Below are 12906 nucleotides of genomic sequence, written 5' to 3' on the forward strand. Positions count from 1 at the left end.
CGAATAGAGCGAGTATCTTAATTCCCCTCCTCCGGGGAGGAGGGGTGCCCAACGGGCGGGGTGGTAGGGAGCATAAAGCAATGAAAAACAATACAGAGTGTATCGCTACCACCTCCCCCTACGGGTACTCCTCCTCCCCAGAAGAGGAGAAGTAAGTTACTCCGTATTTTTTCGCAAACCAATTCTGTTCGACTATAAACTTGCAAAGTTCAAGTGAATAATGATAAACACTGAATCAATGGAAACATTTCTCCAACTGGTCGCCAAAGACCTCTATTCTAAAATAGGAAACGACCTCTCGCGCACCGCCATCGTTTTCCCCAACAAACGTGCCAGTCTGTTCTTCAACGAATATCTGGCTGCCGAAACAGACCGTCCTTTGTGGTCGCCCGCCTACGTCAGCATCAGCGAACTGTTCCGGCAGCTCTCTCCATTGAAGTCCGGCGACCCTATCCGCCTGGTATGCGAACTGTATAAGGTGTTCCGCGAAGAGACCCGCAGCGAAGAAACTCTGGATGACTTCTACTTCTGGGGAGAACTGCTCATCAGCGATTTCGATGACGTAGACAAAAATCTTGTAGATGCCGACAAACTCTTCAGCAACCTGCAAGAACTGAAGAACATTATGGACGATTACGACTTCCTCGACCAAGAACAAGAAGAAGCCATCCGCCAGTTCTTCCAGAACTTTTCCATAGAAAAGCGCACGGAGCTGAAAGCCAAATTCATCTCCCTCTGGGACAAGCTGGGCGACATCTACCGCCACTACCGCCGTAACCTCACAGAACTGGGCATCGCCTACGAAGGCATGATGTACCGCAATGTCATGGAACAACTCGACACCGACCGACTGCGCTACGACCGCTACGTATTTGTCGGCTTCAACGTGCTGAATAAAGTAGAAACCCGTTTCTTCCAGCTCTTGCAGGATGCCGGAAAAGCAATGTTCTATTGGGATTACGACGTGTTCTACACCCGGCTCCCCCTTGAACAGAAGCCGCCCTATACCCACGAAGCAGGCAAATTCATCCTCCGCAACCTGAAGCTGTTCCCCAACCAACTGCCCGAAACTTCTTTTGATGTACTGCGGAAACCCAAGAACGTACGCTTTATCTCCGCTTCTACCGAAAATGCACAAGCCCGCTACTTGCCGCAATGGATCAGGGGGAATGAAGAATTAAGCCCCCCTTCTTCATTCAAAGACACCGCCGTTGTCCTTTGCAACGAATCCCTACTGCTTCCCGTCCTCCACTCCATTCCGGCAGAGGTAAGGAACGTCAACATCACAATGGGATTCCCCCTTGCCCAAACTCCGGTATACAGCTTTATCAACGCCCTTGTAGAGCTACAGACTACCGGCTACCATGCAGGTACCGGACGATATACTTACGAGACCGTGCTCACCCTGCTGAAACATCCTTATACCCGGCAGCTCTCCTCCCATGCCGAAACACTGGAAAGACAGCTTACCCGGGACAACCGCTTCTATCCCCTTCCCTCGGAGCTGAAGCAGGACGCATTTCTTGAACAAGTCTTTACACCGCAGAACGGCATTGCCGCCCTATGCAACTACCTCACCGAACTGTTTCGCGAAGTGGCCGTCCTCTACCGCCAGGAAAAAGACGTGGAAGACATCTTCAACCAGCTGTACCGCGAGTCTCTGTTCAAAAGCTACACCCTCGTCAACCGCCTGCTCAGCCTGATAGAGACCGGCGAACTGAGTGGCGTGCGCACAGACACGCTGAAGCGACTGCTGAACCGACTGCTTACCTCTGCCAACATCCCCTTTCACGGAGAGCCCGCCATCGGCATGCAAGTAATGGGTGTGCTGGAAACGCGTAACCTCGACTTCCGCAACCTCATCATGCTCTCCCTCAACGAAGGCAATTGCCCAAAGCCGGAGGCGAGTCCTCCTTCATCCCCTACAACCTGAGGAAAGCCTTCGGCATGACCACCATAGAGCACAAGAATGCCGTCTATGCCTACTACTTCTACCGCCTCATCCAACGGGCAGAAAACGTCACCTTATCATATAACACCTCTTCGGACGGACTGAACCGCGGGGAAATGTCCCGCTTCATGCTGCAATTCCTGGTAGAGTCGCCGCACAACATCTCCCTTGAATACCTTGAAGCCGGACAATCTCCACAGCAAGCCCGGGAAATTGAGATTCACAAAACACCGGAGATGTTGCAACAGATGTTCGACGCCTACGACATCCACCGACATCCCAAAGCGTTCTTCTCCCCCTCTGCCCTCAATGCCTATCTGGACTGCCGGCTGAAATTCTACTACCGATACGTAGCCGGCTTGAAAGCTCCCGATGAAGTAAGCGCCGAGATAGACTCCGCCCTCTTCGGCACCATCTTCCACCGTTCCGCCGAACTGGTGTACAACGAACTGACAGCCAACGGACGGGAGATACGTAAAGAAGACTTGGAACAGTTACTGAAAGACGATGTCCGCCTGCAAGCCTATGTAGACAATGCTTTCAAAGAAAAGTTTTTCCATGTGCCCCTTACGGAGCAACCGGAGTATGACGGTGCGCAGCTTATCCATTCCAAAGTCATAGCCTCTTACCTGCGCCAGCTTCTGCGCAATGACCTGCAATATGCCCCGTTCCGTATGGAGGGTATGGAGCAGGACGTCAGAGAAATGATGGAAATAGATACTCCGCAAGGAAAGCTCGCCTTACAGATAGGCGGTACCATCGACCGCCTGGACAGCAAAGGAGACACGCTACGTATCGTGGACTACAAGACCGGCGGTACTCCCAAGACTCCAGAAAATATAGAACAACTGTTTACTCCCGCCGACAACCGTCCCAACTATATTTTCCAGACGTTTCTGTACGCCGCCATCCTCTGCCGCAAGCAATCGCTGAAGGTAGCCCCTTCCCTGCTCTACATCCACCGGGCAGCTTCCGAAAGCTACTCCCCGATCATCGAAATGGGAGCGCCACGACAACCCAAGGTACCGGTCAACAACTTCGCTTTCTTCGAAGACGAGTTCCGCGAACGGCTGCACGGACTCCTGCAGGAGATATTCAGCCAAGAAGAAACATTCAGCCAAACAGAGGATACCCGGAAATGTGAATATTGCGATTTCCGCAGTCTGTGTAAGAGATAAAAAACAGACCATCCGTTTATAAGAAACAGATGGTCTGCACGACCGTAACAGACGGTCTATTTGAGTCTGACGGATGGTCTGTTTTACTTCAACGGACCATCCGTTTATTTTCTTCGCTATCACTTCTCCACCGGAATAGAGAAGCTGAATATGGAACCTTCGCCTTCCCTGGAAGTAAACCACAGTTTACCGCCATTCTTCACGACAAAATCCTTGCACAGCAATAAGCCCAGTCCCGAGCCTTCTTCGTTGTTCGTGCCGAACGTGCTGAAATGCGTATCAGTATGCAACAACTTCTTCTGCCCTTCCTCACTGATGCCACAGCCATAATCCTGGACGCTGACAACTGCCATGCCATCCACTTCTTCCATCTTCACCAGCACTTCGGAATTCTCCTTGCTGAACTTGATGGCATTGCTCAACAAGTTGCGGACTACCGTCTTCAGCATATCAATATCAGCATTGACCATCATTTTCTCCGGTTTCATCTCGCGGATTCTTATCTTCTTCAGGCTTGCCACCATACTGAAAATCTCAATGACACTGTCTGTCACTTCGACGAGGTCCACATCCTGATAAACCACGTTCAACTTACCGATTTGACTCTTCGTCCATTTCAACAGGTTATCCAGCAATGAGAACACATCCTCTGTTGTCTGATTGGCCATCGTCAGAAGCTCGTACATTTCGATACCTATTTTCTCAGCCGGTAAGTTCAGTATCAGCATGTTCAGCACCATCTTTATGGAACCCATAGGAGAGCGCAGGTCATGGGCAATCACCGAATAAAGCTTGTCACGTCCGGCAATGGTACGTTGCAGTTCTTCCGTCTTACTCAAAATCAGCCGCTTGGCAGCTACCAAAGATATTTGGTGGGTAACACGGATAATCAGTTCCTCCTTATTGAAAGGCTTGGAGATGAAGTCATTCGCTCCTACCTGAAAACCTTTCACAATATCTGCCGTACTATTCAGTGCAGTCAGAAAGATGATCGGAATCTCAGCAGTCTGCGGATTTGACTTTAAATGTTGGGCTACTTCAAAACCACTCATGTCCGGCATCATTACGTCAAGCAAAACCAAGTCAGGGTTTTCCTTTTCCACCTGCTCCAACGCCTGCCGCCCGTTACTCGCAGTAGCAATTGCGAATTTCTCGTTTGTCAAAAGCACTTTCAACAATAAAACGTTTGACATCACATCGTCAACGATGAGGATCTTGTACTCGGAAGGATTTATTTCCATGTTCATCTTTCTATATTGTTTTTCCCGTTATCAAAATTACTATTTAGTTAGGAACGATATTCCTTAAAATACTCTATTATATATTGTAAACCCTCTTCCAACTCTATAGTCGGTTTCCAGCCCAACTTTTCCTTTGCCAGAGTGATGTTCGGCTGACGCTGTTTGGGATCGTCATGAGGCAGTGGCTTGTAAACCAGTTTCGACTTGGAATTCGTCAGCCTGATGACCTTTTCCGCCAATTCCAATATGGAGAATTCATTCGGATTTCCCAAGTTTACCGGACCGATAAAATCGTCCTCCGTATCCATCATTCGCACCATGCCTTCTATCAAGTCATCTACATACTGGAAACTCCGCGTCTGATTGCCCGAACCGTATATCGTAATATCCTGGTTCTGCAATGCCTGAACTACGAAATTGGAAACCACCCGTCCGTCATTCGGCAACATCCGAGGACCGTACGTATTGAATATACGGATAATCTTGATCCGCACTCCATTCTGGCGATGATAGTCCATAAACAATGTCTCGGCACAACGCTTCCCTTCATCATAACAAGAACGGAGGCCGATGGGATTTACATTTCCCCAATAACTTTCCACTTGGGGATGAACAACGGGGTCACCGTACACTTCGCTGGTAGAAGCCTGCAATATCTTGGCACCTGTTTTTTTGGCCAGTTCCAGCATATTGATGGCGCCCAATACAGAAGTCTTGATGGTTTTAACAGCATCATATTGGTAGTGGATGGGAGAAGCAGGACAAGCCAGATTATAGATTTCGTCCACATCTGCCTCATAAGGAGTCTCCACATCATGCTGTACAAACTCAAAGCGGGGATTGCTCTTCAGATGAGTAATATTTCCTTCCGAACCGGTGAAAAGATTATCCAGACAAATCACCTGATGCCCGTCGTTTATCAATCGGGTACAAAGATGAGAACCTATAAAACCAGCACCGCCACTAACCAAAATTTTCTTCATGTAATGTTTTTTATAGTGCCTTAAAGCACATAGGACCTATTCTGTTTGTTTTGATGCTGACAAATGTAGGCGATTTGACTAAGTTATGCAAGTTTGCAACGAAATATTTCACTTGTTAATGAATATAAAGAGACCGATAAAAAAATCCGCCCCTGAAATATTCATTTATTTCTCCCCCACATACTCTTCTTTCTTATCCGGAATGCTGAAGTTCTTATTCGCAAACAAGTCTGCCAGACCCGAAATTTGCTTTAAACGCAACACTTCGTCACGATCCATCCCAATATTCTTCATTATCCATTCATCCGACATGCCGGCTCTGTCCAATTCCGCAACAATATGGCACATCAACTCGATGTTATGCGTACCACGGGCACGATTGTGACGGATAGTGGATGCCATACGGTTGGAAAGTTCCTTGTCAATCACGACCACGGGAAGCAACCCGTTTTCGCGCTGATAAATTCTTTTGGATGTCTTCAATACCTGATAGCGATGGTAACCGTCCACCAGGATGTAGTTATCCTCTTCCTCATCATAGTAACAGACACAAGGCATGGTGAAACCATCTTCCAGATGGAAAGCTCCAGAAGCTTCATCTCGGGCGGTGCCACTACATTCGGATTGTAATCGTTTGCTTGTATTTTCTCTATTGGAATTGCCTTTACATTATATACCGGACTTTTATCTACGCTCATAACATCATATTTTTGAATTGTTCCATTATCTTGTCTCTTTTGTATGCCTCTTCCTTGTTCAAGGCAAAGCCCATGTACTTGCAGGCATGGTCATTCTTCAGAATACATATGCACATCCGCTTATAAGTGGGGATTTCCCGGAATTCCGCGATGTCAATATCATCCAGATAGTCCATGCGCACCGGCTTCTTGTTTGTCTTGTAATTCGTGGTATTTATCACTTCAATGGACACTCCTGCATCCCTCAGCTTTTGGATGGTCTCGTCAGCCAAACACCCCCCTTTTGTACGCCAGAATTCAATGCTGACGGTAAGCTTTTTCAAGTAGTTCCTCCGGGTCTCTTCCGGCAAGGTGGAAAGCAAGAACTGCATAAAGCCCTTCCACGTATACCCTTCGGGCAGTCGGACCGTCTGCCACCCCATAGCACGCGTCCCTCCGTAAATACCGGTAAAGTTCACCCCGTTGACCCGCCCTATCATTCTTCCCCAAGTATTCGTCGATGACACGATACAACTTCAAGCTCTCTTGTGCCTCACAAAGAAAAGGGCTTGCCACACGCTGGCGTTCGATATTGACCCCGGCTTTATAATACAGGTCATACAAATGGTTATAGTCAAAGCCGAATTTACCATTGGCTGTCCAGATATCCGTCGTCTTCCAATCATAAATGGGGTAAGCATTGAAAATGTCATTGCCTATCTTCGAGGTCCAGCGGTAATTGTGGTACATCTGATACTTCCGGTTCAGATGGATGCTGCGCCAGCGGTTAAAACTCTCTTGCGTACGGATGCCTATGAGAAAGCAGGCACGCACTCCGTCCTTCTTCTCGTGCAGCCATTTGGCAAAGTGCATCTGGAACTCATAATCCCACATTTCGGGAGTGTAGAAAGGAAACGTCTCCTTAGTGAGGCAGCCTTTCGGCATCTTCCTTACCCAAATGTCCTCCAAATCCTCCTGCCACGGACGCCAGTAATTCTGGTACATCGACGTACAAGTTGTTACACGAAAAGGCACACAAACACGGTACACCTCCAATATATCCTTATTCGCCTCCAATACCCGGTCCACATAATCAATGGTCATGCTGTACTGTATCTCATAGTCCATATGGAATACACACAGTTTACGGTTCAGCCGGTTCCGGCGGATATAGTCTATGCATAAATTCAGCAACACTCCACTATCTTTTCCTCCCGAAAAAGAGACGCATATCGTGTCAAACTCCCTAAAAATTACATCAAGACGCTCTTGCGCCAGTTCATACACATTTTTGGGTGCAGCCATAATTATCTGTTTTTCTTCATTTTCACATAACGGGTCCATACCTTGTCTTCCAAAAAGCCCAGTTCGCTGAAGACATCCCTATCTTCAACAAAGCTAACAGCCGTCAGGCTACTCTCCTCGCCCTGCTTCTCAAGAACCTTTTCCAGAAGCAATTTTAGCGTGTCAACATTTTTTTCCTTAATATAATAGTTGTTGATGACACATTCATACTTCTTGTGCTCCACCGGCACAAAACCTACAACATGTTTATTATCCAGAGCAACAAACCACTCGTACTCTTCCGATGTCCGGAATGGGTAATTGTAGTTCTGTTTCAGCACTTCCGGGCTCATAACCAAAGGGGATACAAGCTCATACAGCTTTTTATCCGTACCATGTAATTGCATTATCTGTATCATATCTACATTTATATTATTTGTAATTACGTGTTAAAGATAAAGCTTATTTACGACGGAATATTCTCCTTTTAAATAGATTTAAGAATATAACTCTGTAATATAAAATATTAATAAATAAATATTATCCCCCTAATTTGTATATGTTGATTAATTTGGGTTTCTTTGCAAAAGAAAGTCACCCGAAGAGAAATAATGAAATATTTACTGCTTTTTATGACCTTTGCCAAGATAGGAATGTTCACTATCGGTGGTGGATACGCTATGATACCTCTCATTGAACGGGAAATCGTAAAAAAGAGATGGATGAGTAAAGAAGATTTCATGGAAATGTTTGCGTTGACCCAGTCACTTCCCGGTGTTTTTGCTGTCAATATATCCATATTCGTCGGCTACAAGCTGCATAAAGTAAAAGGTAGCCTGGTGTGTGCACTTGCCACAATCCTCCCCTCTTTTGTCATCATGATGCTGATAGCCATGTTCTTCGCTCATTTTCAAGACAACCAGGTGATGATACGCATCTTTAACGGTATCCGTCCGGCAGTAGTCGCACTGATTGTGATACCCTGCATTTCGGCTGCACGGGCACTGAAACTGAAGTATTGGCAACTAGTGCTTCCAACCATCGCCACCATACTCATCTGGCAATTCGGGCTATCCCCCGTATACATTGTCCTTGCAGGAATTGCAGGAGGAATGCTCTATACATTATGGTTAAAAGATAAACTGAGAAAATTACAGATATGATTTATTGGCAGCTGATATTGGTATATCTAAAAATCGGAATGTTCGGTTTCGGAGGCGGTTACGCCATGTTGTCCCTCATCCAATACGAAGTGGTGGACCACCATCACTGGCTCACCCTGCAACAATTCACGGACGTAGTGGCCATCTCGCAGATGACGCCTGGTCCGATAGGCATCAACAGTGCCACCTATGTGGGCTATGCAGTTACTCAAAGCGTGTGGGGAGCTGTCGTGGCCACCGTTGCAGTATGCTTTCCCTCGTTCATCCTGGTATTGCTCATCTCTTACTTCTTCGTGAAATGCAAGGACAACAAATACATCAAGGCGGCAATGTCGGGACTGCTGCCCATGTCCGTATCATTGATAGCTGCCGCTGCCCTATTGCTGATGAACAAGGAGAATTTCATAGATTACAAAAGCATACTTATCTTTGCAGCCGCTTTCGGCGTGACGTGGAAGTGGAACCTCCACCCTATCTTACTGATAATCCTTGCCGGAGTCGCAGGCTTCCTTCTATATTGAGGAAGCGGTAGAGACGGACACCATCTTGCGGGCATATGCCCACACCACGCAATAGGCAACCAGCGGTACGATGAACGCCCACACCATCGTCGTATGGTCTGCCACCAGTCCCATCAACAGCGGACCTACCACGCCTCCCACGGGAGACATCATCAGGAAAGAGGAAGCCCTCTTGGTATGGTTGCCCAGCCCGCGCAAGGAAAGGGCAAAAATCGTGGGAAACATAATAGCCTCAAACGCATATCCGCACAACAGAGCTGCAAGCGACACCATGCCTACATCCAGCAACACCAACAAGGTAGTCACCACAGTGCCCGTAGCACAAACCAGCAACATCTTCTCGGCACGCACACGTCCCATAATCCAGCTACCGGCAAAACGTCCTAACATAAATAACCCCAGTCCACCGAAAGAAAGCACTACGGAAGCTTCGCGGGCATTCATCCAATTCTGCTCCACCACGTAGTTGATGAAGAAGCTGTTGATGGAAATCTCGCCGACCTCATAGGCAAACAAGGCTATCAGCCCGAAAATAAAAAGCTGGTGTGACCACAATCCGACCTTATTACCAGCTTCGTCCACCTCCACACTATGTTCAATCTCGGGCAACTTGATTCTTGAAAAGACCAGTGCTACCAGCAACACAATTATCCCCATGCAGATATAGGGCAATGCGACATTACCCGAGCCCGCCTGCCCATCCTTCGAGAAGAGCAGCAGTCCAGCCAGTACCGGTGCACAGATACATCCCAGACCGTTGAAGGATTGCGCGAAATTCAGTCGGCTGGCAGCAGTTTCCTTTGCGCCCAATTCTGTGGCATAAGGATTGGCGGCAGTTTCAAGAAACGTCAGTCCGCAACCTATCACGAACAATGCAAACAAGAAAAGATTAAAAGACAGATAATGCTGCCCGGGGATAAAGAGCAGCGAACCGATACCGTAGAGCAACAGACCGAATACCACACCCCGGCGGTATCCGAAGCGACTGATGAAAAGTCCTGCAGGAATGGCCATAATGAAGTATCCCATATACATCGTCATCTGTATAAAGGCCGAATGTGTCTTCGTGATATCCAGTATCTCTTGAAAGTGCTTGTTCAGTACATTCAGAATGGCATGGGCAAATCCCCACAAAAAGAAAAGAGAGGTAATCAAAATGAAGGGCACAAGGTATTGTCCGCCCACTAATGGTATTCGTTTCTGTTTCATAATATGATAATTCCAGGCAATCGTTACAAGGCGATTGATAATTGCGGGTGCAAAGATAAACAAAACTCCCGGTCTTTACCCAACATTTTCCTATTCGCTATTGTACGGAGCAGCTTTTTCTCTAACTTTACTGCCATCATACAATGTTAAGCCATGAAAAATGCCATCCCACGATACAATTTCTACAAAACTAAGTACGGAAGCGAACTTCTGATAGATGTCGTTGATTTGCAGTATACCCGGAAATTCTTGACCCAGGGAAAAGTACATATTCTGACCTACTATGACATCACCTTCATCACAGAAGGAGAAGGAGAATTCACTATCGGTAACCGGACACACTTGGCAGCTCCCGGTGATGTATTCTTCTCCAAACCAGGTGAGGTGCGCAGTTGGGACACAGACCGTATCGGCAACGGTCATGCTCTAATTTTTGAGGATACCTTTTTGACCTCTTTCTTCAAAGACCCACTATTCGTGCAGCACCTCCCGTTCTTCCGAATGGGAAAAATGGTAGACAAACTCCAACTGCCGAACGGGCTCTATGCACGAATACTCCAACTTCTGCACGACATAAAGGTCGAAATCGACTCTTTCCACCCACACGATACGGGCATATTACGCGCCTTACTTTACGAAGTCCTCATGCTACTCAACCGTGCCTACCGCACCTCTATCCCTCCGGAGACGGGTAAGGAGCCACATAAAGATATCAGCAGCTTCCACCTCAGCCGATTCTTCGAATTGGTTGGGGAGCACTTCCGGGAGCAGCATTCTGTACAATTCTATGCCGATAAACTATGCATCACTCCCAACTATCTGAACGAAATCCTCTCTTCGGCCATAAACATCAACGCCAAGCAGTACATACTCAACAAGGTTACAGACGAAGCCCAGCGTCTGCTCACCTACACCGATCTCCCCATTTCAGAAATAGCCTCCGAACTCCATTTCTCAACCGTCTCCTACTTTGTACGTAGTTTCCGACAATGTATAGGGTATACTCCCCTCGCCTACCGGAAAATGGAGAAACCGTGAAAAGTGACATATCCTCCTTCTTTTTTATTGTACAAAAGTTCCACTTACCGGCTATCTTTGCCCTTGAAACAATAACCCATAAAAAAACAAACAATGAGAGATGCAGAAAAAACAGTAGGAAACATGATTGACAAGGAAAAAACCATCTTTGTCGGTTCGGTGGATGCCGAAGGCTTTCCCAACATCAAGGCCATGTTGCAAACCCGCAAAAGGGAAGGGATCAAACACATTTACCTGTCAACGAACACCTCGTCGATGCGCGTTTCACAATTTCTCAAAAACAACCGGGCATGCCTTTACGTCTGCAACACACGCTTCTTCAAGGGCGTAATGCTGCGCGGCACGATGGAGATACTGACGGACAGCACCAGTAAGGAAATGATATGGCAGGAAGGCGACACTATGTACTATCCCGAAGGAGTGACTGATCCCGATTATTGTGTCCTGAAGTTCACCGCCTTCTCCGGTAGGTATTACAGCGGATTTAAGTCAGAAGACTTCACGATAGAATAAACGGGCCATCCGTTCCAGTCCATCAGCAAGCAGAGCCCGGGGGCAAGCGATATTCAGCCGGATAAAGCCCTCTCCACCGGGACCGTACATCGTACCGGAATTGACCATCAGGTGCTGTTGTTCTTGCAAACGTAAGGCGACAGCATCTGAGCTAACACCGGAGGCACGGCAGTCTATCCAAACCAAATAAGTTCCTTCGAGTGGCAGCACGGGATATTGTGGTAACCGCTCCCCGAAAAAGCAACGGAGGTATTCGTAATTCCCCCGCAGATATTTCCGCAAAGCATCGAGCCATTCCCCACCTTCGTTGTAAGCTGCCATTGTGGCGATTACGCCGAACGGATTGACGTCGCATACCTCGTTGATGTTAATGGCTCTGTCAATACGGCGGCGCACCTCTTCATCGGCTGCGATGATATTGGCGATTTGCAACCCGGCAAGGTTGAACGCCTTGCTCGGCGAAACGCAAGTGACGGAATTTTGCAAAAAGCGTTCGGACAAGGAGGCAAAGGGTGTGTAGTCATATCCTTCGTAAGTCAGTTCACAATGAATCTCATCTGCCACGACAAACACCCCATTCCGTAAACAAATATCACCGATATGCTGCAGTTCTTCCGGTGTCCATACCCGTCCGACCGGATTGTGAGGATTGCACAGCAGCAGGATTTTTGCTTTCGGATCGGAAGCTTTCCTTTCAAGATCGGCAAAGTCGATTGCGTAGCGGCCATCCTGATAAACGAGATTATTGGCAAACAACTCGCATCCGTCATTACGGATAGATGAGTAGAAACAATTATAGGCAGGAGTCTGAACGATGACTTTATCACCCGGCATGGCCAAGGCTTTGATAATGGCTGACAGAGCCGGCACGACACCACTCGTATAGATAATCCACCGGGAATCAACCTGCCAGCGATGCCGGTCATCGAACCACCGGACGACCGCATCATAATAGGCTTCGGGTACTTTTGTATAACCGAAAATACCGTGCGCCACCTGCTTTTGTAAGGCATCGATAATAGCGGGTGCTGTACGGAAATCCATATCCGCCACCCACATGGGCAGTACATTCTCCTCTTCGGGAGTATCCCATTTATAAGAATTCGTCCCGCGACGCGGGATGATTGTATCGAAATCGTATTTCATAA

General features: G+C 47.5%; 9 protein-coding genes and 3 pseudogenes. 5 read left to right on the forward strand and 7 right to left on the reverse strand.

The window, feature by feature from the left end; translation table 11 throughout:
- Positions 1-238: 238 nt before the first annotated feature.
- Positions 239-3129, forward strand: a pseudogene (locus JCM16496_RS08495) (PD-(D/E)XK nuclease family protein).
- 119 nt (positions 3130-3248) lie between these two features.
- Here JCM16496_RS08495 and JCM16496_RS08500 read toward each other — a convergent pair.
- From JCM16496_RS08500 to JCM16496_RS08520, 5 genes and pseudogenes are all read right to left on the reverse strand, one after another.
- Positions 3249-4376, reverse strand: a complete 1128-nt coding sequence (locus JCM16496_RS08500) for an ATP-binding response regulator (protein WP_025833597.1) — start codon at positions 4374-4376, stop codon at positions 3249-3251.
- 41 nt (positions 4377-4417) lie between these two features.
- The gene (locus JCM16496_RS08505; RefSeq protein ID WP_025833600.1) at positions 4418-5353 is read right to left on the reverse strand and encodes a UDP-glucuronic acid decarboxylase family protein; all 936 of its coding nucleotides are present in this window, start codon (positions 5351-5353) and stop codon (positions 4418-4420) included.
- Between the two features lie 165 nt (positions 5354-5518).
- A pseudogene (locus tag JCM16496_RS08510) lies at positions 5519-6051 on the reverse strand (IbrB-like domain-containing protein).
- Positions 6048-7335: pseudogene (locus JCM16496_RS08515) on the reverse strand (DUF3440 domain-containing protein). The pseudogenes JCM16496_RS08510 and JCM16496_RS08515 overlap by 4 nt, the downstream one beginning before the upstream one ends.
- 2 nt (positions 7336-7337) lie before the next feature.
- Positions 7338-7733 carry a hypothetical protein gene (locus JCM16496_RS08520; RefSeq protein ID WP_025833602.1) on the reverse strand — a complete coding sequence of 132 codons (396 nt, stop codon included), beginning with the start codon at positions 7731-7733 and terminating at the stop codon, positions 7338-7340.
- A 192-nt stretch (positions 7734-7925) separates the two neighbouring features.
- On the opposite strand from JCM16496_RS08520, the gene JCM16496_RS08525 reads away from it, so the two are divergent.
- On the forward strand, positions 7926-8477 hold the full coding sequence (locus JCM16496_RS08525) for a chromate transporter (protein ID WP_128809510.1): 552 nt from the start codon (positions 7926-7928) through the stop codon (positions 8475-8477).
- Positions 8474-8998, forward strand: coding sequence for a chromate transporter (locus JCM16496_RS08530; RefSeq protein WP_025833606.1), 525 nt, complete (start codon positions 8474-8476; stop codon positions 8996-8998). Before JCM16496_RS08525 ends, JCM16496_RS08530 begins: the two co-directional genes overlap by 4 nt.
- Here the strand turns inward: JCM16496_RS08530 and JCM16496_RS08535 are convergent.
- Entirely contained in the window at positions 8990-10207 is a 1218-nt protein-coding gene (locus tag JCM16496_RS08535; RefSeq protein WP_025833608.1) for a sugar MFS transporter, read from the reverse strand. The two genes, JCM16496_RS08530 and JCM16496_RS08535, sit on opposite strands and share 9 nt — an antisense overlap.
- A gap of 153 nt (positions 10208-10360) precedes the next feature.
- Here JCM16496_RS08535 and JCM16496_RS08540 point away from each other — a divergent pair, with 153 nt between their 5' ends.
- Both JCM16496_RS08540 and JCM16496_RS08545 read left to right on the forward strand, forming a co-directional pair.
- Positions 10361-11245 carry an AraC family transcriptional regulator gene (locus tag JCM16496_RS08540; protein WP_005836553.1) on the forward strand — a complete coding sequence of 295 codons (885 nt, stop codon included), beginning with the start codon at positions 10361-10363 and terminating at the stop codon, positions 11243-11245.
- Between the two features lie 93 nt (positions 11246-11338).
- Complete coding sequence (locus JCM16496_RS08545; RefSeq protein ID WP_005825395.1) at positions 11339-11758, forward strand: pyridoxamine 5'-phosphate oxidase family protein; 420 nt, start codon at positions 11339-11341, stop codon at positions 11756-11758.
- Here the strand turns inward: JCM16496_RS08545 and JCM16496_RS08550 are convergent.
- The gene (locus JCM16496_RS08550) at positions 11735-12904 is read right to left on the reverse strand and encodes a MalY/PatB family protein (RefSeq protein WP_025833614.1); all 1170 of its coding nucleotides are present in this window, start codon (positions 12902-12904) and stop codon (positions 11735-11737) included. The genes JCM16496_RS08545 and JCM16496_RS08550 overlap by 24 nt on opposite strands.
- Between the last annotated feature and the right edge of the window lie 2 nt (positions 12905-12906).

This window comes from Bacteroides rodentium JCM 16496, from assembly GCF_000614125.1.
Lineage (GTDB): Bacteria > Bacteroidota > Bacteroidia > Bacteroidales > Bacteroidaceae > Bacteroides > Bacteroides rodentium.

Excerpts from the sequence above, each read along its gene's own strand:
- JCM16496_RS08545 (WP_005825395.1), top strand. The coding sequence starts at position 11,339 with ATGAGAGATGCAGAAAAAACAGTAGGAAACATGATTGACAAGGAAAAA.
- JCM16496_RS08540 (WP_005836553.1), top strand. The coding sequence starts at position 10,361 with ATGAAAAATGCCATCCCACGATACAATTTCTACAAAACTAAGTACGGA.
- JCM16496_RS08535 (WP_025833608.1), bottom strand. The coding sequence starts at position 10,207 with ATGAAACAGAAACGAATACCATTAGTGGGCGGACAATACCTTGTGCCC.
- JCM16496_RS08530 (WP_025833606.1), top strand. The coding sequence starts at position 8,474 with ATGATTTATTGGCAGCTGATATTGGTATATCTAAAAATCGGAATGTTC.
- JCM16496_RS08505 (WP_025833600.1), bottom strand. The coding sequence starts at position 5,353 with ATGAAGAAAATTTTGGTTAGTGGCGGTGCTGGTTTTATAGGTTCTCAT.
- JCM16496_RS08525 (WP_128809510.1), top strand. The coding sequence starts at position 7,926 with ATGAAATATTTACTGCTTTTTATGACCTTTGCCAAGATAGGAATGTTC.
- JCM16496_RS08520 (WP_025833602.1), bottom strand. The coding sequence starts at position 7,733 with ATGATACAGATAATGCAATTACATGGTACGGATAAAAAGCTGTATGAG.
- JCM16496_RS08500 (WP_025833597.1), bottom strand. The coding sequence starts at position 4,376 with ATGAACATGGAAATAAATCCTTCCGAGTACAAGATCCTCATCGTTGAC.
- JCM16496_RS08550 (WP_025833614.1), bottom strand. The coding sequence starts at position 12,904 with ATGAAATACGATTTCGATACAATCATCCCGCGTCGCGGGACGAATTCT.